The 21,763-nt window shown below is 51.3% G+C and carries 18 protein-coding genes and 1 other RNA gene; 9 read left to right on the plus strand and 10 right to left on the minus strand.

What is annotated here, in order from left to right:
• Positions 1-212: 212 nt before the first annotated feature.
• Both mscK and acrR read right to left on the minus strand, forming a co-directional pair.
• Entirely contained in the window at positions 213-3,575 is a 3,363-nt protein-coding gene (gene mscK, locus FTE26_RS07245) for a mechanosensitive channel MscK (RefSeq protein ID WP_000177712.1), read from the minus strand.
• A gap of 127 nt (positions 3,576-3,702) precedes the next feature.
• Positions 3,703-4,350: a multidrug efflux transporter transcriptional repressor AcrR gene (acrR, locus tag FTE26_RS07250; RefSeq protein WP_000101737.1), complete on the minus strand. Its 648-nt coding sequence runs from the start codon at positions 4,348-4,350 to the stop codon at positions 3,703-3,705.
• A 141-nt stretch (positions 4,351-4,491) separates the two neighbouring features.
• Here acrR and acrA point away from each other — a divergent pair, with 141 nt between their 5' ends.
• The 7 genes from acrA to pdeB all read left to right on the plus strand — a co-directional run bounded on the left by acrA (position 4,492) and on the right by pdeB (position 13,044).
• Positions 4,492-5,685: a multidrug efflux RND transporter periplasmic adaptor subunit AcrA gene (gene acrA, locus FTE26_RS07255; protein ID WP_001295324.1), complete on the plus strand. Its 1,194-nt coding sequence runs from the start codon at positions 4,492-4,494 to the stop codon at positions 5,683-5,685.
• Between the two features lie 22 nt (positions 5,686-5,707).
• Complete coding sequence (acrB, locus tag FTE26_RS07260) at positions 5,708-8,857, plus strand: efflux RND transporter permease AcrB (RefSeq protein ID WP_001132469.1); 3,150 nt, start codon at positions 5,708-5,710, stop codon at positions 8,855-8,857.
• A gap of 545 nt (positions 8,858-9,402) precedes the next feature.
• Entirely contained in the window at positions 9,403-9,777 is a 375-nt protein-coding gene (tomB, locus tag FTE26_RS07265) for an Hha toxicity modulator TomB (protein ID WP_000344800.1), read from the plus strand.
• Positions 9,778-9,802: 25 nt separating this feature from the next.
• Entirely contained in the window at positions 9,803-10,021 is a 219-nt protein-coding gene (locus tag FTE26_RS07270) for an HHA domain-containing protein (protein ID WP_001291435.1), read from the plus strand.
• Between the two features lie 171 nt (positions 10,022-10,192).
• Complete coding sequence (maa, locus tag FTE26_RS07275) at positions 10,193-10,744, plus strand: maltose O-acetyltransferase (RefSeq protein ID WP_000102564.1); 552 nt, start codon at positions 10,193-10,195, stop codon at positions 10,742-10,744.
• 115 nt (positions 10,745-10,859) lie between these two features.
• Complete coding sequence (locus FTE26_RS07280; RefSeq protein WP_000136192.1) at positions 10,860-11,330, plus strand: YlaC family protein; 471 nt, start codon at positions 10,860-10,862, stop codon at positions 11,328-11,330.
• A 163-nt stretch (positions 11,331-11,493) separates the two neighbouring features.
• On the plus strand, positions 11,494-13,044 hold the full coding sequence (gene pdeB, locus FTE26_RS07285) for a cyclic-guanylate-specific phosphodiesterase PdeB (protein WP_001299455.1): 1,551 nt from the start codon (positions 11,494-11,496) through the stop codon (positions 13,042-13,044).
• Positions 13,045-13,085: 41 nt separating this feature from the next.
• On the opposite strand, the gene FTE26_RS07290 is transcribed toward pdeB, so the two are convergent.
• Both FTE26_RS07290 and ffs read right to left on the minus strand, forming a co-directional pair.
• A complete protein-coding gene (locus tag FTE26_RS07290; protein WP_000878141.1) occupies positions 13,086-13,439 on the minus strand; it encodes a DUF1428 domain-containing protein in 354 nt (117 codons plus the stop codon).
• 119 nt (positions 13,440-13,558) lie between these two features.
• Positions 13,559-13,655, minus strand: an RNA gene (gene ffs, locus FTE26_RS07295) — signal recognition particle sRNA small type.
• Positions 13,656-13,817: 162 nt separating this feature from the next.
• On the opposite strand from ffs, the gene FTE26_RS07300 reads away from it, so the two are divergent.
• A complete protein-coding gene (locus FTE26_RS07300) occupies positions 13,818-14,129 on the plus strand; it encodes an MGMT family protein (protein ID WP_000409911.1) in 312 nt (103 codons plus the stop codon).
• Between the two features lie 30 nt (positions 14,130-14,159).
• Here FTE26_RS07300 and FTE26_RS07305 read toward each other — a convergent pair whose 3' ends face one another.
• Entirely contained in the window at positions 14,160-14,732 is a 573-nt protein-coding gene (locus tag FTE26_RS07305; protein ID WP_000779839.1) for a YbaY family lipoprotein, read from the minus strand.
• 217 nt (positions 14,733-14,949) lie between these two features.
• Between FTE26_RS07305 and tesB the strand changes: the two genes are divergently transcribed.
• On the plus strand, positions 14,950-15,810 hold the full coding sequence (tesB, locus tag FTE26_RS07310; RefSeq protein ID WP_000075876.1) for an acyl-CoA thioesterase II: 861 nt from the start codon (positions 14,950-14,952) through the stop codon (positions 15,808-15,810).
• Positions 15,811-15,857: 47 nt separating this feature from the next.
• On the opposite strand, the gene amtB is transcribed toward tesB, so the two are convergent.
• The 5 genes from amtB to decR all read right to left on the minus strand — a co-directional run bounded on the left by amtB (position 15,858) and on the right by decR (position 21,727).
• The gene (amtB, locus tag FTE26_RS07315; protein WP_000685029.1) at positions 15,858-17,144 is read right to left on the minus strand and encodes an ammonium transporter AmtB; all 1,287 of its coding nucleotides are present in this window, start codon (positions 17,142-17,144) and stop codon (positions 15,858-15,860) included.
• A gap of 29 nt (positions 17,145-17,173) precedes the next feature.
• Positions 17,174-17,512: a P-II family nitrogen regulator gene (glnK, locus tag FTE26_RS07320; RefSeq protein ID WP_000780338.1), complete on the minus strand. Its 339-nt coding sequence runs from the start codon at positions 17,510-17,512 to the stop codon at positions 17,174-17,176.
• Between the two features lie 180 nt (positions 17,513-17,692).
• Positions 17,693-19,474 carry a SmdB family multidrug efflux ABC transporter permease/ATP-binding protein gene (locus FTE26_RS07325; RefSeq protein WP_001256174.1) on the minus strand — a complete coding sequence of 594 codons (1,782 nt, stop codon included), beginning with the start codon at positions 19,472-19,474 and terminating at the stop codon, positions 17,693-17,695.
• Positions 19,467-21,239: a SmdA family multidrug ABC transporter permease/ATP-binding protein gene (locus FTE26_RS07330; protein ID WP_001235585.1), complete on the minus strand. Its 1,773-nt coding sequence runs from the start codon at positions 21,237-21,239 to the stop codon at positions 19,467-19,469. The genes FTE26_RS07325 and FTE26_RS07330 overlap by 8 nt, the downstream gene beginning before the upstream one ends.
• A gap of 29 nt (positions 21,240-21,268) precedes the next feature.
• Positions 21,269-21,727 carry a DNA-binding transcriptional regulator DecR gene (decR, locus tag FTE26_RS07335; RefSeq protein ID WP_000884589.1) on the minus strand — a complete coding sequence of 153 codons (459 nt, stop codon included), beginning with the start codon at positions 21,725-21,727 and terminating at the stop codon, positions 21,269-21,271.
• Positions 21,728-21,763 lie beyond the last annotated feature (36 nt).

Below are 21,763 nucleotides of genomic sequence, written 5' to 3' on the forward strand. Positions count from 1 at the left end.
GCGCCTGACGGCGCTGTGTCTGGCATGCCTGCAATCCGGGAAACCGGACCAGGAAAAAACTTGCAGGCCATAACAGTATCTACACCGCTCCTGCAATACATTGAATTCTTGCGGTTTCGTAGGCCGGATAAGGCGGTCACGCCGCATCCGGCATGAACAACGCGCACTTTGTCAGTAATCTCGGGGCAACTAAATGTCGCCCCCTGTGGTTATTACCCTACCGCTGGCGTCGGGTCATCGCCTTTGTAGTCGCGTTTGACTTCCGTCACCTCATCGCCCTTCTCGTTGTGCAGATGCACTTCAAGCTGGTTAAAGGCAATGTTGATGTCGTTTTCACGGCACAGCTGATCGATAGTACGGTTCAGCTCATCGACAGTACGACTACGGTCACGCAGTTCACGCACATACAGACGCAGCTCATGATCCAACGTGCTGGCACCAAACGCCGTAAAGAAGACTTCCGGCATTGGTTCGTGCATCACCCTTGGGTGCTCAGTCGCCGCCTTCAGTAACACTTTACGCACTTTTTCCAGATCGGAGCCATAGGCCACGCCGAGACGGATCACCAGACGCGTAGTAGTGTCAGTCAACGACCAGTTGATCAGACGCTCGGTAACAAACGCTTTGTTCGGGATGATCACTTCTTTGCGATCGAAATCGGTAATCGTTGTCGCACGAATACGGATCTTACTTACCGTCCCCGAGAAGCTACCAATGGTTACCGTATCGCCAATACGCACCGGACGTTCGAACAGAATGATCAAACCGGAGACGAAGTTACCGAAAATTTCTTGTAAACCAAAACCAAGACCTACGGATAATGCTGCGGCCAGCCACTGGAGTTTATCCCAAGAGACGCCCAGCGATCCGAACACCGTCATCGCACCAACGGCAATAATGATGTAGTTAAGGATGGTAGTAATGGCATACGACGCGCCCTGACGCATATTCAGTCGCGAGAGCACCAGCACTTCCAGTAAACCAGGCAGGTTGCGAATCAACGCCCAGGCCACCATTGAGGCGATAATCGCAAACAACAGACTGCCCATGGTGACGTTTTTCACCACCGCAGCGCCAGCTTCAGTGCCGTTGTAATGCCAGAGCGTGATGCTGTCGAGATAGCTGAACACGGTGATCAAATCGGACCAAATTGCCCAGAACATGACACCGAACAGCGCAAACATCAGCAACATGGTAATACGCAGCGTCTGCTGGTTAACCTGTTCCAGTGCAATGGTGGGTTCTTCCGGCGGTTCGGCACCTTCTGCGCCCTCTTTCACCAGATTCTGCCGACGCGCCAGCGCACGACGCCAGGCGATACGCCGCGCCGCTACGCTTAAGCCGCGCAATACCGTCTGGTAGAGCAAGTTCCAGATGATCACCAGATAAACGGTTTCAATCCAACGCCCGGAGAGGCGCAGCGTGGTGTAGAAATAACCCGTGGCAGTCAGCACCATCAATGCAATCGGGATAATCGACAGCACGGTAATGGTGACCAGTCGCATGGTGTGCGACTCTTTATCACGCCAGCTTTCGCGGCACATTGGCCATACCAGGAAGGCAATCAGCAGCAGGTTGAAGAAAATCATCGCCTGCCCCAGCACATCATCCATCAGATGCAGCGGGGAAAGTTCTGCCACCACAGACCAGAAATGGATAGGCAGCAACGCGAGACTGATGCGGACAATTTGCCGACGCCAGTGGCTGGTCTGCTGCTCCGGCATGCCGAAGTGACGCACGGCAACGCCATTTTTCTCCAGTACCTTCCAGCACAGGCCAAACACCAGCCAGAAAATCGCCAGTTTTTTACTGAACGACCATAGCAGTTCGCTGATGTTGAGCTGCATGGTCAACAGAATCAGGCCAACCGCGAGAATAATCAGGCACACCGGCAGCGCGCGGATCAGGTCGATAAGGATCGCTTTTGGTGTGTTGAGCTGGCTATCGTTACGCAGGGAACCCACAGCGGAAGCCAGTTTCTGTTGATACGCTTTCAGCCAGCCCAGACGCCAGTGGATCAGCCCGGCAATCAACAGCAGCGGCAAACCGGCGAGGAAAGCGATAAAAACGGCAGGCCAGGCTTTTTCCCAGTTCACCGTGATTTTCATCGACTTAAATTCATCTTTCAGGCTTTGCGGGAACGCTTTGATCCAGTCCCAGTCCATTGGACGGTTACTGTTCACCCAAAAGATTTGCTGAGTCAGGATGGATTTCAGGTTTTTCGATACGCTCATTAACTGCTGCTGGTTGATTTGCAGGTTAATGGCCATCATCAGCTGGTTACCCAACTGTTTGTTGAGTTGATCCAGCAATTCGCGACGCATATCAACCACTTGCAATAACGCATCGTGAACTTCGCTGTTGACTTCGTTGGTGTGACCTTCTTCCAGTTTGTTGACGAATGCATCGCTCTGGAAGAGTGCATCACGCTGCTGGTTAACTTCAAACTGTTCGAGACGCAAATCCGCAATGCGGTTGGTCATGTTTTCCAGTTCATCCGCCGAGGGCAGCGTTTGTTGTTGCTGGTAAAGGATACGAGACAACAGCAGGCTGCCCTTCAGGACGGCAATCTGCTCTTTAATATTGCGTTCCGATTGCAGCGCCCGCTCCAGCCAGTTTTTGACTTTAATGTTTTGCTGCATCAACTGATTACCGTTTTCAGTCGCGGTAATCAGACGCTGACTTAACTGCTGGTTAATTTCCAGTTCCTGTTTCACCAGCGGATTAGCCTGAATACGCGCGGCTTCATCCGGGGAGACGGCTTCCTGCGCCGTTTTTTCAGTTAAAGTCAGGCGCTTGCTGTTTACCGCTTCTTGCAACAGCTGCAACTGGTGCTCCAGACGGGCGCTGTTCGCCGTCACGTAATCACGTTGCTTTTGCAAGGTATCCTGCAAGACGGTGTTCCCTTCCAGGCTTTTACGCTGCTGGTCAATCTCCGCATTCAGCAACGCCTGCTGAGCCTGCATTAACACTTTCTGGCTGGGACGTAAGGCAGTCTCGCCGACATCAGTCCCATCCAGACGACTGCGAATTTGTTGCAGCTGCTGCGAAGCATTATACATCGCATTTTGCACGCGTTCGGGCTGCGTCTGTAACGAAACCAGCTGGCTGTTATAAGACGCCAGATCGTTTTGTGCGTTTTGCAAATCGTCCAGCGCCTGGGCAACGCGAGTTTCCAGCTGGCGCAACGACAGCGTACTCAGAATTTTGCGCGTTTCTTCGTCATTATCGATATCGCTAAGTGCAGTTAACGCCGCGGTCGCCTGGCGCATTTTTTCCGGCGCTTCAGCAACCTTTTGCCGTAGCTGAACTGTCTCTTCTTTTATGCGATCGATTTTATCGAGGGTGGCTAATGTATCTGTCAGATCCTGCTGCACCAGTTTGTCCTGAGCAGAAAGATCTTTTTGTTTATTCAGTGAGTCAAGTTGTGCCTGCAGGTCCGCTTTTGTCGGCAGATCACCATTCGATGACGCCCGCGCAAACGCCGTGTTCTGGCATAACAAGACAAAAACAAAAGCAATAAATGCTGAAAAAACAAAATGCCGTGATCGTTTGTAATACTGGAACATAGTCATGATGAATGAAGGTTTCTGAACCTGAAGAACGACCTGAAAAAGTCAAACCGCAAGAATATCACGACGCAGTGAACCAGAATAGCAACGACGAAAATGTCCAGGAAAAATCCTGGAGTCAGATTCAGGGTTATTCGTTAGTGGCAGGATTACGAAGCGTGGGGCACAGGAGATACATCTCCAGTAAGATGGCGACGTAATCGCGTGCTTCTTTTTTAAGATCAAAAGATTGCGGGGCAAAGAGCCAGTTTTCCATCAGGCCGGAAATATAGCCGCGCATAATAATTGCTGCCCGACGCGTCATTAAATCCGCAGGCAACATTTTCGCTTCAATACAATGTTTTAACGTTTGTTCTATACGGTCATAACTTTCCAGACAGAGATTACGTTGTGCCTGTTGCACAACAGCCATTTCTCCGACAAATTCGCATTTGTGGAATATAATCTCCATCAATAATCGACGCCGTTCTTCTGTCACCGTGGATTCAAGAACATGAATTAATATCTCTCTTAATACTGAGAGTGGATCGCCAGGGAATTTTGCCTGATACTCAAGCTCTAGTTCACCAATATTGGATTCTGACAGTTCCCAGATCTCACTGAACAAATCCGACTTGTCTTTAAAATGCCAGTAGATTGCACCGCGCGTAACGCCAGCTGCTTTTGCAATCTCACCCAGCGAGGTGGATGATACCCCCTGCTGTGAGAAAAGACGTAGAGCCACATCGAGGATGTGTTGGCGCGTTTCTTGCGCTTCTTGTTTGGTTTTTCGTGCCATATGTTCGTGAATTTACAGGCGTTAGATTTACATACATTTGTGAATGTATGTACCATAGCACGACGATAATATAAACGCAGCAATGGGTTTATTAACTTTTGACCATTGACCAATTTGAAATCGGACACTCGAGGTTTACATATGAACAAAAACAGAGGGTTTACGCCTCTGGCGGTCGTTCTGATGCTCTCAGGCAGCTTAGCCCTAACAGGATGTGACGACAAACAGGCCCAACAAGGTGGCCAGCAGATGCCCGCCGTTGGCGTAGTAACAGTCAAAACTGAACCTCTGCAGATCACAACCGAGCTTCCGGGTCGCACCAGTGCCTACCGGATCGCAGAAGTTCGTCCTCAAGTTAGCGGGATTATCCTGAAGCGTAATTTCAAAGAAGGTAGCGACATCGAAGCTGGTGTCTCTCTCTATCAGATTGATCCTGCGACCTATCAGGCGACATACGACAGTGCGAAAGGTGATCTGGCGAAAGCCCAGGCTGCAGCCAATATCGCGCAATTGACGGTGAATCGTTATCAGAAACTGCTCGGTACTCAGTACATCAGTAAGCAAGAGTACGATCAGGCTCTGGCTGATGCGCAACAGGCGAATGCTGCGGTAACTGCGGCGAAAGCTGCCGTTGAAACTGCGCGGATCAATCTGGCTTACACCAAAGTCACCTCTCCGATTAGCGGTCGCATTGGTAAGTCGAACGTGACGGAAGGCGCATTGGTACAGAACGGTCAGGCGACTGCGCTGGCAACCGTGCAGCAACTTGATCCGATCTACGTTGATGTGACCCAGTCCAGCAACGACTTCCTGCGCCTGAAACAGGAACTGGCGAATGGCACGCTGAAACAAGAGAACGGCAAAGCCAAAGTGTCGCTGATCACCAGTGACGGCATTAAGTTCCCGCAGGACGGTACGCTGGAATTCTCTGACGTTACCGTTGATCAGACCACTGGGTCTATCACCCTACGCGCTATCTTCCCGAACCCGGATCACACTCTGCTGCCGGGTATGTTCGTGCGCGCACGTCTGGAAGAAGGGCTTAATCCAAACGCTATTTTAGTCCCGCAACAGGGCGTAACCCGTACGCCGCGTGGTGATGCCACCGTACTGGTAGTTGGCGCGGATGACAAAGTGGAAACCCGTCCGATCGTTGCAAGCCAGGCTATTGGCGATAAGTGGCTGGTGACAGAAGGTCTGAAAGCAGGCGATCGCGTAGTAATAAGTGGGCTGCAGAAAGTGCGTCCTGGTGTCCAGGTAAAAGCACAAGAAGTTACCGCTGATAATAACCAGCAAGCCGCAAGCGGTGCTCAGCCTGAACAGTCCAAGTCTTAACTTAAACAGGAGCCGTTAAGACATGCCTAATTTCTTTATCGATCGCCCGATTTTTGCGTGGGTGATCGCCATTATCATCATGTTGGCAGGGGGGCTGGCGATCCTCAAACTGCCGGTGGCGCAATATCCTACGATTGCACCGCCGGCAGTAACGATCTCCGCCTCCTACCCCGGCGCTGATGCGAAAACAGTGCAGGACACGGTGACACAGGTTATCGAACAGAATATGAACGGTATCGATAACCTGATGTACATGTCCTCTAACAGTGACTCCACGGGTACCGTGCAGATCACCCTGACCTTTGAGTCTGGTACTGATGCGGATATCGCGCAGGTTCAGGTGCAGAACAAACTGCAGCTGGCGATGCCGTTGCTGCCGCAAGAAGTTCAGCAGCAAGGGGTGAGCGTTGAGAAATCATCCAGCAGCTTCCTGATGGTTGTCGGCGTTATCAACACCGATGGCACCATGACGCAGGAGGATATCTCTGACTACGTAGCGGCGAATATGAAAGATGCCATCAGCCGTACGTCGGGCGTGGGTGATGTTCAGTTGTTCGGTTCACAGTACGCGATGCGTATCTGGATGAACCCGAATGAGCTGAACAAATTCCAGCTAACGCCGGTTGATGTCATTACCGCCATCAAAGCGCAGAACGCCCAGGTTGCGGCGGGTCAGCTCGGTGGTACGCCGCCGGTGAAAGGCCAACAGCTTAACGCCTCTATTATTGCTCAGACGCGTCTGACCTCTACTGAAGAGTTCGGCAAAATCCTGCTGAAAGTGAATCAGGATGGTTCCCGCGTACTGCTGCGTGATGTGGCGAAGATTGAGCTGGGTGGTGAGAACTACGACATCATCGCAGAGTTTAACGGCCAACCGGCTTCCGGTCTGGGGATCAAGCTGGCGACCGGTGCAAACGCGCTGGATACCGCTGCGGCAATCCGTGCTGAACTGGCGAAGATGGAACCGTTCTTCCCGTCAGGTCTGAAAATTGTTTACCCGTACGACACCACGCCGTTCGTGAAAATCTCTATTCACGAAGTGGTTAAAACGCTGGTCGAAGCGATCATCCTCGTGTTCCTGGTGATGTATCTGTTCCTGCAGAACTTCCGCGCGACGTTGATTCCGACCATTGCCGTACCGGTGGTATTGCTCGGGACCTTTGCCGTCCTTGCCGCCTTTGGCTTCTCGATAAACACGCTAACAATGTTCGGGATGGTGCTCGCCATCGGCTTGTTGGTGGATGACGCTATCGTTGTGGTAGAAAACGTGGAGCGTGTTATGGCGGAAGAAGGTTTGCCGCCAAAAGAAGCTACCCGTAAGTCGATGGGGCAGATTCAGGGCGCTCTGGTCGGTATCGCGATGGTACTGTCAGCGGTATTCGTACCGATGGCCTTCTTTGGCGGTTCTACTGGTGCTATCTATCGTCAGTTCTCTATTACCATTGTTTCAGCAATGGCGCTGTCGGTACTGGTAGCGTTGATCCTGACTCCGGCTCTTTGTGCCACCATGCTGAAACCGATTGCCAAAGGCGATCACGGGGAAGGTAAAAAAGGCTTCTTCGGCTGGTTTAACCGCATGTTCGAGAAGAGCACGCACCACTACACCGACAGCGTAGGCGGTATTCTGCGCAGTACGGGGCGTTACCTGGTGCTGTATCTGATCATCGTGGTCGGCATGGCCTATCTGTTCGTGCGTCTGCCAAGCTCCTTCTTGCCAGATGAGGACCAGGGCGTATTTATGACCATGGTTCAGCTGCCAGCAGGTGCAACGCAGGAACGTACGCAGAAAGTGCTCAATGAGGTAACGCATTACTATCTGACCAAAGAAAAGAACAACGTTGAGTCGGTGTTCGCCGTTAACGGCTTCGGCTTTGCGGGACGTGGTCAGAATACCGGTATTGCGTTCGTTTCCTTGAAGGACTGGGCCGATCGTCCGGGCGAAGAAAACAAAGTTGAAGCGATTACCATGCGTGCAACACGCGCTTTCTCGCAAATCAAAGATGCGATGGTTTTCGCCTTTAACCTGCCCGCAATCGTGGAACTGGGTACTGCAACCGGCTTTGACTTTGAGCTGATTGACCAGGCTGGCCTTGGTCACGAAAAACTGACTCAGGCGCGTAACCAGTTGCTTGCAGAAGCAGCGAAGCACCCTGATATGTTGACCAGCGTACGTCCAAACGGTCTGGAAGATACCCCGCAGTTTAAGATTGATATCGACCAGGAAAAAGCGCAGGCGCTGGGTGTTTCTATCAATGACATTAACACCACTCTGGGCGCTGCATGGGGCGGTAGCTATGTGAACGACTTTATCGACCGCGGTCGTGTGAAGAAAGTTTACGTCATGTCAGAAGCGAAATACCGTATGCTGCCGGATGATATCGGCGACTGGTATGTTCGTGCTGCTGATGGTCAGATGGTGCCGTTCTCGGCATTCTCCTCTTCTCGTTGGGAGTACGGTTCGCCGCGTCTGGAACGTTACAATGGCCTGCCATCCATGGAAATCTTAGGCCAGGCGGCACCGGGTAAAAGTACCGGTGAAGCAATGGAGCTAATGGAACAACTGGCGAGCAAACTGCCTACCGGTGTTGGCTATGACTGGACGGGGATGTCCTATCAGGAACGCCTCTCCGGCAACCAGGCACCTTCACTGTACGCGATTTCGTTGATTGTCGTATTCCTGTGTCTGGCGGCGCTGTACGAGAGCTGGTCGATTCCGTTCTCCGTTATGCTGGTCGTTCCGCTGGGGGTTATCGGTGCGTTGCTGGCTGCCACCTTCCGTGGCCTGACCAATGACGTTTACTTCCAGGTAGGCCTGCTCACAACCATTGGGTTGTCGGCGAAGAACGCGATACTTATCGTCGAATTCGCCAAAGACTTGATGGATAAAGAAGGTAAAGGTCTGATTGAAGCGACGCTTGATGCAGTGCGGATGCGTTTACGTCCGATCCTGATGACCTCGCTGGCGTTTATCCTCGGCGTTATGCCGCTGGTTATCAGTACTGGTGCTGGTTCCGGCGCGCAGAACGCAGTAGGTACCGGTGTAATGGGCGGGATGGTGACCGCAACGGTACTGGCAATCTTCTTCGTTCCGGTATTCTTTGTGGTGGTTCGCCGCCGCTTTAGCCGCAAGAATGAAGATATCGAGCACAGCCATACTGTCGATCATCATTGATACAACGTGTAATCACTAAGGCCGCGCAAGCGGCCTTTTTTATGCATAACCTACGAACATTAAGGAGTAATTGAACCACCAACTCAGGATCTCATACGAAAACCAGTATTAACCACGGATAAAATTCATAAAAAATACTGATTGTTAGTTAATTTATATTAAGTAGCGCTAATAGATTTAATAATCCATAATCATTTAGAGGCTATTCTTAATTATTTGCGGTAATTCTTTATTCATTCCTCGGTTATTACGTCATATTCAGAGCAATCCTGGTATTAGTGTCACCAATTTCATCTGGCGATAATCCTGAAATGTTATGAACAGTTCGAGCAAACTGCTTTTACCTGCTGCGGGTTAGTGCTAGTATGAAAAAGTGAGTCCTGTCCCGATTCCTTCCTAATTGTAATTTTTCGTAATAATGCGATGAAAACCTGCAAAGAGTGGCTTATAGTTAAGCTAACAAACGAGAGGGCAAGTCCAGGTCAGTAAGTTTTTTCCATCCCGAAAGGTGTCCGTTAGTTCAACCGCTAAGAAGGGGACGCGTTATGGATGAATACTCACCCAAAAGACATGATATCGCACAGCTTAAGTTTCTCTGTGAAACCCTGTATCATGACTGTCTTGCAAACCTTGAAGAAAGCAATCATGGCTGGGTTAACGACCCAACCTCGGCGATCAACCTCCAGTTGAATGAACTGATTGAGCATATTGCGACCTTCGCACTTAATTACAAAATTAAGTATAATGAAGACAATAAGCTCATTGAGCAGATCGACGAATATCTGGATGACACCTTTATGTTGTTCAGCAGTTATGGTATTAATATGCAGGATCTTCAGAAATGGCGGAAGTCAGGTAATCGACTATTCCGTTGTTTTGTCAATGCGACGAAAGAGAATCCTGCGAGTTTATCTTGTTAGAATTATTACAACCATGGGTAGAAGTATGTCCGAAAAACCTTTAACGAAAACCGATTATTTAATGCGTTTACGTCGTTGCCAGACAATTGACACGCTGGAGCGTGTTATCGAGAAAAATAAATACGAATTATCAGATAATGAACTGGCGGTATTTTACTCAGCCGCAGATCACCGCCTCGCCGAATTGACCATGAATAAACTATACGACAAGATCCCTTCCTCAGTATGGAAATTTATTCGCTAATAAATAATTCGCTTTCGGAGCTATAACCGGCTGTTTATTAAGAATTTTATACTTTTTCACCATGAAGACATACCCTATGTGATCTTTATCACACAGATGTAATGGGAACGTTCTCTTCACTGACTTTTCGTCTTACTGTGTTGCCGCATTTTCAGCAACCGGAGGTCAGTAATGAGCACAGAAAAAGAAAAGATGATTGCTGGTGAGTTGTATCGCTCGGCAGATGAGACGTTATCTCGCGATCGCCTGCGCGCTCGTCAGCTTATTCACCGATACAATCATTCCCTGGCGGAAGAGCACACATTACGCCAGCAAATTCTCGCTGATCTATTCGGTCAGGTGACAGAGGCTTATATTGAGCCAACGTTTCGCTGTGACTATGGCTATAACATTTTTCTCGGTAATAATTTTTTCGCCAACTTCGATTGCGTGATGCTTGATGTCTGCCCTATTCGCATCGGTGATAACTGTATGTTGGCACCAGGCGTTCATATCTACACGGCAACACATCCCATCGACCCTGTAGCACGTAATAGCGGTGCTGAACTGGGGAAACCCGTCACCATCGGTAATAACGTCTGGATTGGCGGACGCGCGGTCATTAACCCTGGTGTGACCATTGGTGATAACGTCGTGGTAGCCTCAGGTGCAGTTGTCACAAAAGATGTCCCGGACAACGTTGTCGTGGGCGGTAATCCAGCCAGAATAATTAAAAAATTGTAATCGGTTTTTCGCAACTGTTATGCAAAATTGTGGTAAATCTGTTACTTCCCCTCTACTATTCCCACGTTAAAATAGGGTGTTCCCTGGAAAGTTGCAGATACCACGAAGGCAAACGATGACCGAAATACAACGCCTGCTGACCGAAACGATTGAGTCTCTGAATACCCGCGAAAAACGCGACAACAAACCCCGCTTTAGTATCAGTTTTATCCGTAAACATCCGGGGCTGTTTATCGGTATGTACGTTGCTTTTTTTGCCACCCTGGCGGTGATGTTGCAGTCCGAAACGCTGTCAGGCTCTGTCTGGCTACTGGTTGTATTATTTATCCTGCTTAATGGTTTCTTCTTTTTCGATGTCTACCCACGCTACCGCTATGAAGATATCGACGTGCTGGATTTCCGCGTTTGCTATAACGGCGAATGGTACAACACGCGCTTTGTACCTGCCGCGCTGGTTGAAGCCATCTTGAACTCTCCGCGTGTCGCGGATGTTCATAAGGAACAACTGCAAAAAATGATCGTCCGTAAAGGTGAACTGTCTTTTTACGATATTTTTACCCTCGCTCGCGCCGAATCAACATCTTAAGTTAGGGTTACATACCAGGCGTAAAGCTCTGCGCCTGGTCAAATGACAATGATCGTTTCCACCCATCACTTCATGAAATACCAGCTCTACCTCCTTATCTCCTGCCAGCCTTTTTCCACAATCAGATATACTTTCCCTACACTGTGTTAATAAGGATATGCTGGTGAGAACACGACATCTGGTCGGCCTTATTTCGGGAGTACTGATTCTTTCAGTATTGCTGCCTGTCGGCTTAAGCATCTGGCTGGCCCATCAGCAGGTAGAAACATCGTTTATTGAAGAGCTGGATACCTATTCCTCCCGCGTCGCTATTCGGGCCAATAAGGTGGCGACACAAGGGAAAGATGCGCTGCAAGAGCTGGAAAGATGGCAAGGCGCTGCCTGTAGCGAAGCCCATCTCATGGAAATGCGTCGGGTATCTTACAGTTATCGCTATATTCAGGAAGTGGTTTATATCGATAACAACGTTCCCCAGTGTTCGTCTCTGGAGCATGAAAGTCCGCCCGATACCTTCCCCGAGCCAGGTAAAATTTCGAAAGATGGTTATCGTGTCTGGTTAACATCGCATAACGATTTAGGCATTATCCGTTACATGGTCGCCATGGGAACGGCACATTATGTCGTCATGATCGACCCCGCTTCCTTTATTGATGTCATTCCCTATAGCTCATGGCAAATTGATGCCGCCATTATTGGCAATGCCCATAACGTTGTCATAACCAGCAGCGATGAAATTGCTCAGGGAATTATTACCAGGCTACAAAAAACACCCGGTGAGCATATCGAAAATAATGGAATCATTTACGATATCCTGCCCTTCCCGGAGATGAATATTTCGATCATCACCTGGGCTTCAACGAAAATGTTGCAGAAAGGCTGGCATCGGCAAGTCTTTATTTGGTTACCGCTCGGGTTGGTGATTGGCCTGCTGGCAGCGATGTTTGTGCTGCGTATTTTGCGCCGTATCCAGTCACCGCATCATCGGCTGCAGGATGCTATCGAAAATCGTGATATTTGCGTGCACTATCAGCCGATTGTCTCCTTAGCCAATGGCAAAATTGTCGGTGCTGAGGCACTGGCGCGCTGGCCGCAGACAGACGGTAGTTGGTTGTCACCAGATAGTTTTATTCCGCTGGCACAGCAAACGGGCCTTTCTGAGCCATTGACGCTACTGATTATAAGAAGCGTCTTTGAAGATATGGGCGACTGGCTGCGTCAGCATCCACAGCAGCATATTTCGATCAATCTTGAATCCACCGTGCTCACCTCGGAAAAAATCCCGCAATTGCTGCGTGAAATGATCAATCACTATCAGGTTAATCCCAGACAGATCGCGCTTGAACTCACTGAACGCGAGTTTGCCGATCCGAAAACCAGCGCCCCGATAATTTCTCGCTACCGGGAGGCGGGCCATGAAATTTATCTTGATGATTTTGGTACGGGATATTCAAGTTTAAGTTATTTACAGGATCTGGATGTCGACATTCTGAAGATCGATAAATCTTTCGTTGATGCGCTGGAATATAAAAATGTCACGCCGCATATCATCGAAATGGCAAAAACACTGAAACTGAAAATGGTAGCGGAGGGAATCGAAACCAGTAAACAAGAAGAGTGGCTACGCCAGCATGGCGTGCACTACGGTCAGGGCTGGCTCTACAGCAAGGCATTACCGAAAGAAGATTTCTTACGCTGGGCCGAGCAACATTTGTGAATTTTTGGGCTGACGGCACGCCGCACAGCCCGTCACGCTACCTATTCGTCGATGATTGACTCGAATCCGCCATAGATCATTCGCTTGCCGTCAAACGGCATGGACTCGCCGAACTCTTTCATCCGTGGGTCCGACATCATCTTTTGAGTAGCAGCGTCGCGGACCTCTTTTGAAGGGTATTCAATCCAGCTAAAGACAACCTCTTCATTCTCTTCCGCTTTCACCGCCATACGAAAATCGGTCACTTTGCCATCCGGTACATCGCTGGCCCAGCATTCGACAATACGAAGCGCGCCAAACTCTTTAAACAATGGCGCAGCCTTAGCGGCCATTTCCCGATAGGCATCCTTTTTATCGGCAGGAACGGCAACCACAAAACCATCAACATACTTCATCAGACATACCTCCGAAGCGTACTGCGCAGCCAGACAATTCTTGCGACGTCAGTTGTGGTTAAAGTTTAGCCATGTTGGGGTTTTTTGACGAAACGGTGGGAGGCAGAAATGGGTGGGGGCCCTGCCAGCTACATCCCGGCACACGCGTCATCTGCCTTGGCTGCTTCCTTCCGGACCTGACCTGGTAAACAGAGTAGCGTTGCGGGAGAACCAACAGAGCCCCCATTGAGAGCGTTGAGAACCAACGCGCAGGCGCATTATCACTGCTGCCCCGGCTAATTGCAACCCATCGCGTGCCAGATGCTGGTTTCTTGCGCAATGCGACTTCACTCGGGCGTTTTTCCAGATTATGCTGAAAAATTACCTCAGGAAGAAAAGATGGAAAAAGAAGATTCATTTCCCCAACGCGTCTGGCAAATCGTCGCCGCTATTCCCGAAGGCTATGTCACCACTTACGGTGATGTGGCGAAACTGGCGGGATCGCCCCGCGCCGCGCGCCAGGTGGGCGGTGTGTTAAAGCGTCTCCCTGAAGGCAGCACCTTACCCTGGCACCGGGTGGTTAATCGCCACGGCACAATTTCGCTAACCGGACCGGATTTACAGCGTCAGCGACAGGCATTACTGGCAGAAGGTGTGATGGTATCGGGAAGCGGGCAAATCGACTTGCAGCGTTATCGCTGGAACTACTAACCCTCTCCGGGCGGAGAGGGTTAACGTCGCTTAATATTGCGTAGGAGCTGGAACTGCCGAAGACGGATTCACCTGAGTTGGTGAAGTCGAAGGTACGGTAGTCGTTGCACCACCGCTGGCCTGAACCGGCACGGCGGTTTGCTGCACCGGCACCAATGTCAGGTCGGCTTTAGTTCCGCCCTTGTTGATCACCGGCTGAACGGTATCGGTAATAAATACCACTTTGTCATTCACGGTAATCGCCGCACTCAACAGAATACGCGCGTTCGGCTGAACATCTGCCGGGTTAAATGGCAGAACAAAGCTGAATGGTGACTGTTTACCTTCAGTACGCACCGCTTTCTGCGCCAGCACTTTTGACGGTGCATCGGCTAACGACGCGTCAGAAAGTGTCACGGTCAGCACAGCATCAGGCGGCAGTGCGACTTTCTGACGGATCCAGACGGTACCGGAGACATTCGGTTGCTGGATAGCAGGTTGTTGTGTTGCTGAAATAGACGTATTTGCAGCCGGGGCTGGCGTCTGAATATCCGCGCTTTTATCTGCGCAAGCCGCCAACGCAATCGCAACCGCTAAACCACTGGCCATGTGCACGAGTTTCATTCATTTCTCCTTATTATCAATGCACCAGCGGGCTAACTTTCCTCGCCGGAAGAGTGGTTAACAAAATAGTAACGTCAACAAGTGTGGCACACATCACGCATTTCTGCCTGTAATTAGCCCGTAATTCAGACCATTGCACCCATCGGACCAGTAGCAAATTTGCGTTATACTCAACTCACTTTGGCTTGCTGCGGCAGCTTTGTTACTGGAGAGTTATATGAGTCAGGCGCTAAAAAATTTACTGACATTGTTAAATCTGGAAAAAATTGAGGAAGGACTCTTTCGCGGCCAGAGTGAAGATTTAGGTTTACGCCAGGTGTTTGGCGGCCAGGTCGTGGGTCAGGCCTTGTATGCTGCAAAAGAGACCGTCCCTGAAGAGCGGCTGGTACATTCGTTTCACAGCTACTTTCTTCGCCCTGGCGATAGTAAGAAGCCGATTATTTATGATGTCGAAACGCTGCGTGACGGTAACAGCTTCAGCGCCCGCCGGGTTGCTGCTATTCAAAACGGCAAACCGATTTTTTATATGACGGCCTCTTTCCAGGCACCAGAAGCGGGTTTCGAACATCAAAAAACAATGCCGTCCGCGCCAGCGCCTGATGGCCTGCCTTCGGAAACGCAAATCGCCCAATCGCTGGCGCACCTGCTGCCGCCAGTGCTTAAAGATAAATTCATCTGCGATCGTCCGCTGGAAGTCCGTCCGGTGGAGTTTCATAACCCACTGAAAGGTCACGTCGCAGAACCACATCGTCAGGTGTGGATCCGCGCAAATGGTAGCGTGCCGGATGACCTGCGCGTTCATCAGTATCTGCTCGGTTACGCTTCTGATCTTAACTTCCTGCCGGTAGCTCTACAGCCGCACGGCATCGGTTTTCTCGAACCGGGGATTCAGATTGCCACCATTGACCATTCCATGTGGTTCCATCGCCCGTTTAATTTGAATGAATGGCTGCTGTATAGCGTGGAGAGCACCTCGGCGTCCAGCGCACGCGGCTTTGTGCGCGGTGAGTTTTATACCCAGGACGGCGTGCTGGTTGCCTCGACCGTTCAGGAAGGGGTGATGCGTAATCACAATTAAAAAAATAGCCGGAGGTAAAACCGTCCGGCTATTTTTTGCAGTGCTTGTTACGCGTTATAGGCATTCTCGCCGTGACTGTTGACATCCAGCCCTTCTCGCTCCTGCTCTTCCGGTACACGCAGACCAACCGTCAGATCCGCCAGTTTGTAGCCAATAAATGCCACCACACCGGACCAGACGATCGTAATGGCGATGCTTTCCAGCTGTACCAGCAACTGATGGCCCATCGTCACACCTTCAGCGAAGCCCACGCCACCCAGCGAACTGGCGGCAAAAATCCCAGTCATGATACAGCCGACAATGCCACAAACGCCGTGCACACCGAAGACATCGCAGGGATCATCCACCCGCAGCAAGCGTTTGAGCATAGTAACGCCCCACAAGCCCGCCAGACCAGCTACCACGCCGATAATCAACGCGCCGCCAACCCCAATGTAGCCACACGCTGGCGTCACGCCGACCAGACCGGCAATCGCGCCAGAACACGCTCCCAGCAGAGAAGGCTTACCACGCAGCGCCCATTCACCGAAGATCCAGCCAAGAATTGCCGCCGCCGTTGCGACCACAGTATTCACAAATGCCAGTGCCGCGATTTCATTCGCCGTGCCCGCTGACCCGGCGTTAAAGCCAAACCAACCAATATAGAGAATGGCAGTACCGGTGAAGACCATTGGCAGGTTGTGCGGTTTAAACGCCTCTTTGCCGAAGCCCACGCGTTTGCCTATCAGATACGCGCCCACCAGACCGGCGATTGCGGCGTTAATATGCACCACCGTGCCACCCGCGAAATCCAGCGCACCGTGAGAAGCCAGCAAACCACCGCCCCACACCATATGCGCAATCGGAATGTAAGAGAGCGTCAGCCATACCACCACGAAAATCAACACAGCTGAGAAGCGGATTCGTTCCGCCAGCGCCCCAACGATCAAGCCGACGGTAATGCAGGCAAACGAGCCCTGAAACGCCACGTGGATATACTGATAAATGCTGCCCATCACCGCCGTCAGTTCGATGTTTTTTAGCATCAACCAGTTAATGTTGCCGAAGAAGTTGTTGCCCTCACCAAACGCCAGCGAGTAACCGTAAACCACCCAGAGAATACAGACCAGTGCAAACGTCACCGTCACCTGCGTCAGCATCGACAGCACGTTTTTGCCGCGAATCAACCCACCGTAAAACAGGGCAATCCCCGGAATAGTCATAAACAGCACCAGCGCAGTACAAATCATCATAAACGCATTGTCGGCTTTATCGGCCACCGCAGGTGCAGCCATTACCAGTCCCGGCAGCATCGCCAGTGAAGCAAGCCCAGTTTTTATCGTCGCTATCTTCATTTTTCGTTCCTGTTGCTGTGTGCCAGAGATTACAGCGCCGCTTCGTCGGCTTCGCCGGTACGAATACGAATGACGCGTTGCAATTCAGCGACGAAGATTTTGCCGTCGCCAATTTTTCCGGTGTAAGCCGCCTTACTGACGATATCGATCACTTCATCGAGTTGGTCATCAGCAATTGCCACATCAATTTTTACTTTTGGCAGGAAGTTGACGCTGTATTCCGCCCCCCGGTACAGCTCGGCATGCCCTTTCTGACGCCCGAAACCTTTCACTTCGGTGACGGTCAGGCCCTGAATACCAATGGAAGATAACGCTTCACGAACGTCTTCCAGCTTGAATGGTTTGATTATCACGGTCACCAGCTTCATAGATCCCCTCCGGTCAGAATTCGGTAATGGTTCTGCTACACGAAGAAGGTATTGCAAGCGGTGTGCCAGAAATGAAAAACGAGAAAGAGAGCAGGAAGTTAAGAAGATTGAAAATGAAAACGCACTATGACAGTGCACAGTGCGTTACATTTTTGCACCAACGATGAAATATTGCGCTATTCAGGCGCTCAATGATTCTTCTTCACGCACGCTGGCTGCCAGCTCTTCGCCCGCAAGTTGCAGTTGATACATCTGCCAGTAGCGTCCCTGGGCCGCCAGCAGTTGCTGGTGAGTGCCCTGCTCCACGGCTTGCCCACGATGAAGCACCAGAATGGTGTCGGCATCAACAATGGTCGATAAGCGGTGAGCAATCACCACCAGCGTGGTATGTTCACGCACAGCCGCCAGAGCATGTTGAATCGCCTGTTCAGTACCGGAGTCAATGCTGGCGGTTGCCTCATCAAGGATCAGGATTTGCGGCGTCTCCACCAACACGCGTGCCAGTGCCAGCAGTTGCTTTTGCCCGACGGAGAGATTATTCCCCTGCTCGCCCAGCGGCGTATAAATACCATCACTCATGCTGCGCGCCAGCTCCGCCAGTTGCACGGTTTCCAGCGCCTGCCAGACGCGTTCTTCGGAGATATCACGCCCCAGCGTCACGTTGGCGAGGAAGGTATCCGCCAGCACCACCGGATCTTGCTGCACCATTGCCACGCCCTGGCGCAGCGCGCTGTGACTTAGCGAACTTAATGGACGACCATCAAGGCGAATCTCACCTTCCGTTAGCGGGTAATAGCCCATCAATAAACTGGCGAGGGTGCTTTTGCCACTGCCGGTATGCCCGACCAGTGCCACAAAGTTACGCGAAGGCACAGAGAGATTAATGTTCTTTAGCACCAGATTGTCATCGCGATAAGCAAATGACACGTTATCGACTTCGATGGTGCCACTCTGTAACGGGCGATCATCATTGCCATATTGCTGGCGCGGTCCGTCCATCAGTTCAAACACGCGCTCACCAGCAACAACAGCCTGTTGCAGCATCGCCTGTTGCGTGGTCAGTTCGATTAATGGTTCGTTAAGTCGCCCAAGATAGCTGATAAACGCATACAGCACGCCCACTTCAATGGTGCCGCTAGCGGAGAAGCCAAACAGCATCAACAAGCCACAAAGAATGAGCGATGAAAACAGACTCAGCAGCGGACGCAGCAGAAAACCGTCGAGGCGCAGGGTTTGCATCCTGGCCATATAGTGTGAACGACTGGCCTCCCCCATACGTTCGCCAAATCGCGCCTGCTGACGGAACTGCTGGATAACGCTCATGCCATTGATGATTTCGTTAAAGCCGTCGTTGATATCCGCTAGATAGGCGCGCACACGACGGACAATCGGCGTGCTGTAACGCTGGTATATCACCATTACCACCAGCACCACCGGGAAAATCATTATCGCCACCAGCGCCATTCGCCAGTCGAGGCTGAACATCGCCACCAGCATCGCGCCCACCAGTGCGGCGCTACGCAGGACAGTTGCCACTACGGTAACGTAGAGATCGCGGATCACTTCAGTGTCATTAGTGACGCGGGAAATCACCTGCCCGACGGGTTGGGTATCAAACTCGCTTAATGGCTGGCGCAATGCGGCATCCATCACGTCGGTACGCAACTGTTGCACTACGCCTACTGCCGCCCGATTAAACAGCAGCGACTGCGCGTAATGTAGCCCGGCGGCAAACAGTTGTAGCCCAACATACGCCGCAGCCAGCCCTGCAACCATTTTCAACGGCAGGTTATTTTTCGCTACCATATTGTCGATAAAATAGCTGATAAGCAGCGGCCCACTGACTTCTGCCGCTGCCGCAACCCACATCATCAGGACCGCAATCCCCAGCGGTTTACGCCACGGCGAACCGTACGCTAACAGACGCTTGAGAGTCGGCCACAGTTGGCTAAAACTACGCATCGACGGCCTCCTCGCGAATTTCCGGAGCGTCGTCGAGCGCCGCCTCCAGTTGTTGATAGCGATACATATCGCGATACCAGCCGCTTTGTTGCGCCAGCTCATCATGATTGCCACGCTGGGCGATATGTCCGTGCTGCATCACAATAATTTCACTGGCTTCCGTCAGTGCCGAAAGGCGATGGGCACTGATGATTACCGTTCTTCCCTGTCCCCACTGACGCAGGTTATGCAGGATCTGGTGCTCTGTGCGTCCGTCCACCGCCGAAAGCGCATCATCAAGGATGAGGATTTCCGCGTTGACTAATAACGCACGAGCAATAGAGATACGCTGTTTTTGCCCGCCGGAAAGCATCACGCCGCGCTCGCCCACCTCTGTATCGTAACCTTGCGGTAAACGCAAAATATCGTCATGTACGCTGGCTAACCGCGCGACATGCTCAATCTCTTGCTGGGTGGCATTCGGGCAACCCAACGCGATGTTGTTCGCTACGGTGTCGGAAAAAAGGAACGGTGTCTGGCTAACTACCGCCAGGCGGCTACGCCAGCTATCGAGTTGTAACTTCGTCAGAGGAATATCATGAAAGCGAATATCCCCCTCGCTGACGTCGAAATGACGCTGAATGAGCGACAACAGGGTACTTTTGCCGGAACCAGTCGGCCCGCAGATACCCAGCATCTGACCGGGTTTCAGGGCGAAATTGACGTTTTCCAGCGCAGGATGGTCAGTCTGCGGATACGTGAACTGGTGAATATTTACATCAAGTTCGCCACGCCCTTCCGGCACGGGTTCGCTACCATCGTTCACCACCGGCGCTTCCGCCAGCATCGCACGAATACGGCTGTACGCAGCACTACCACGTTCCACAATGTTAAACATCCATGCCAGCGCCAGCATTGGCCAAATCATCAGACCTAAATACATCATAAAACTGGTGAGCTGGCCCAGCGTTAAACTGCCCTGCACCACCATCCAACTACCGCCGCCAATCGCCAGCAAGTTCGCCATACCAATCGCGATATAGATTGTCGGGTCGAAACGAGCATCAATACGCGCCACCCGCATGTTTTTTTTGCCGGTATCTTCGGCATCCGCGGCAAATAACGCCGACTGGCGATCTTCCAGACCAAAGGCTTTGATCATGCGGATACTGGTGAGGCTTTCCTGGGTGCGGTCATTAAGACTGGAAAACGCCGCCTGTGCCAGCTTAAAGCGTTCATGCAAGGCATCGCCGTTGCGCTTAATCATGATCGCCATCACTGGCATCGGCAACAGGGCAAATAAGGTCAACTGCCAGCTAATTTGCGTAGACATCATAATCAACACAGCGCAGCCCATCACCAGTGAATCCACCAGCGTCAGCACCCCTTCTCCGGCGGCAAACACGACGCGATCGACGTCATTGGTCGCACGAGCCATGAGGTCACCCGTGCGATGACGCAGGTAAAACTCAGGATGCTGCCGGCTTAGCTGACGGTAATAATCTTCACGCAGTTCAACAGCCAGTTGATAAGACGCACCAAACAGCAATACCCGCCAGACGTAACGCAGGAAATAAACCACAACGGCAATCAGCACCATGGTGGCGATCCACATCAGGATCTGCCCGGTAGTAAAGTGTTGTTCTGTCACGCCATCGACAACAATACCAACCACTTTTGGCGGAACCAGTTGCAGCATCGCGATAATGACAAGCAAGGCGACAGCCCCGAGATAGCGACGCCATTCCCGACGGAAATACCAGCTTAATTGAGCAAATAATCGCACGCGTTGTGTCCTGACCTGATTCTGGATATTTATTCGATGGGTAAAGAAGTGGTGTATTTAATCTGTTCCATCGCGAAGCTGGAAGTGACGTCCGACAGCCCCGGCACGCTGTTTACCAGACGCTTATAAAACTCGTCGTAGCGTTTCATGTCGGCAACCTGGACGCGCATCAGATAATCGTATTCACCAGCCATGCGCCAGAACCCCAGCACTTCTGGCATTTCGGTAACCACCGTGACAAAGCGGCAATACCATTCGCTGCTGTGATGTTGCGTTTTTATCAGCACAAAGGCGGTCAGGCCGAGGCCTATTTTTTCCGGATCCAGCAGGGCGACTTTGCCGATAAGGATACCGTCATCCTCCAGCCGTTTCAGGCGCTTCCAGCAAGGGGTGGTTGTCAGATTAACGGCTTCAGCCAGTGCCTGCAAAGAGAGGGTGCAATCCTGCTGCAGTAAGGCCAGCAGCTTACGGTCAATTTTATCTAACATAGCCCTTCCACGGAGAATTTTTTTCTCTTTTAATTC

This window comes from Escherichia sp. S10b, assembly GCF_028421345.1.
Lineage (GTDB): Bacteria > Pseudomonadota > Gammaproteobacteria > Enterobacterales > Enterobacteriaceae > ECMA0423.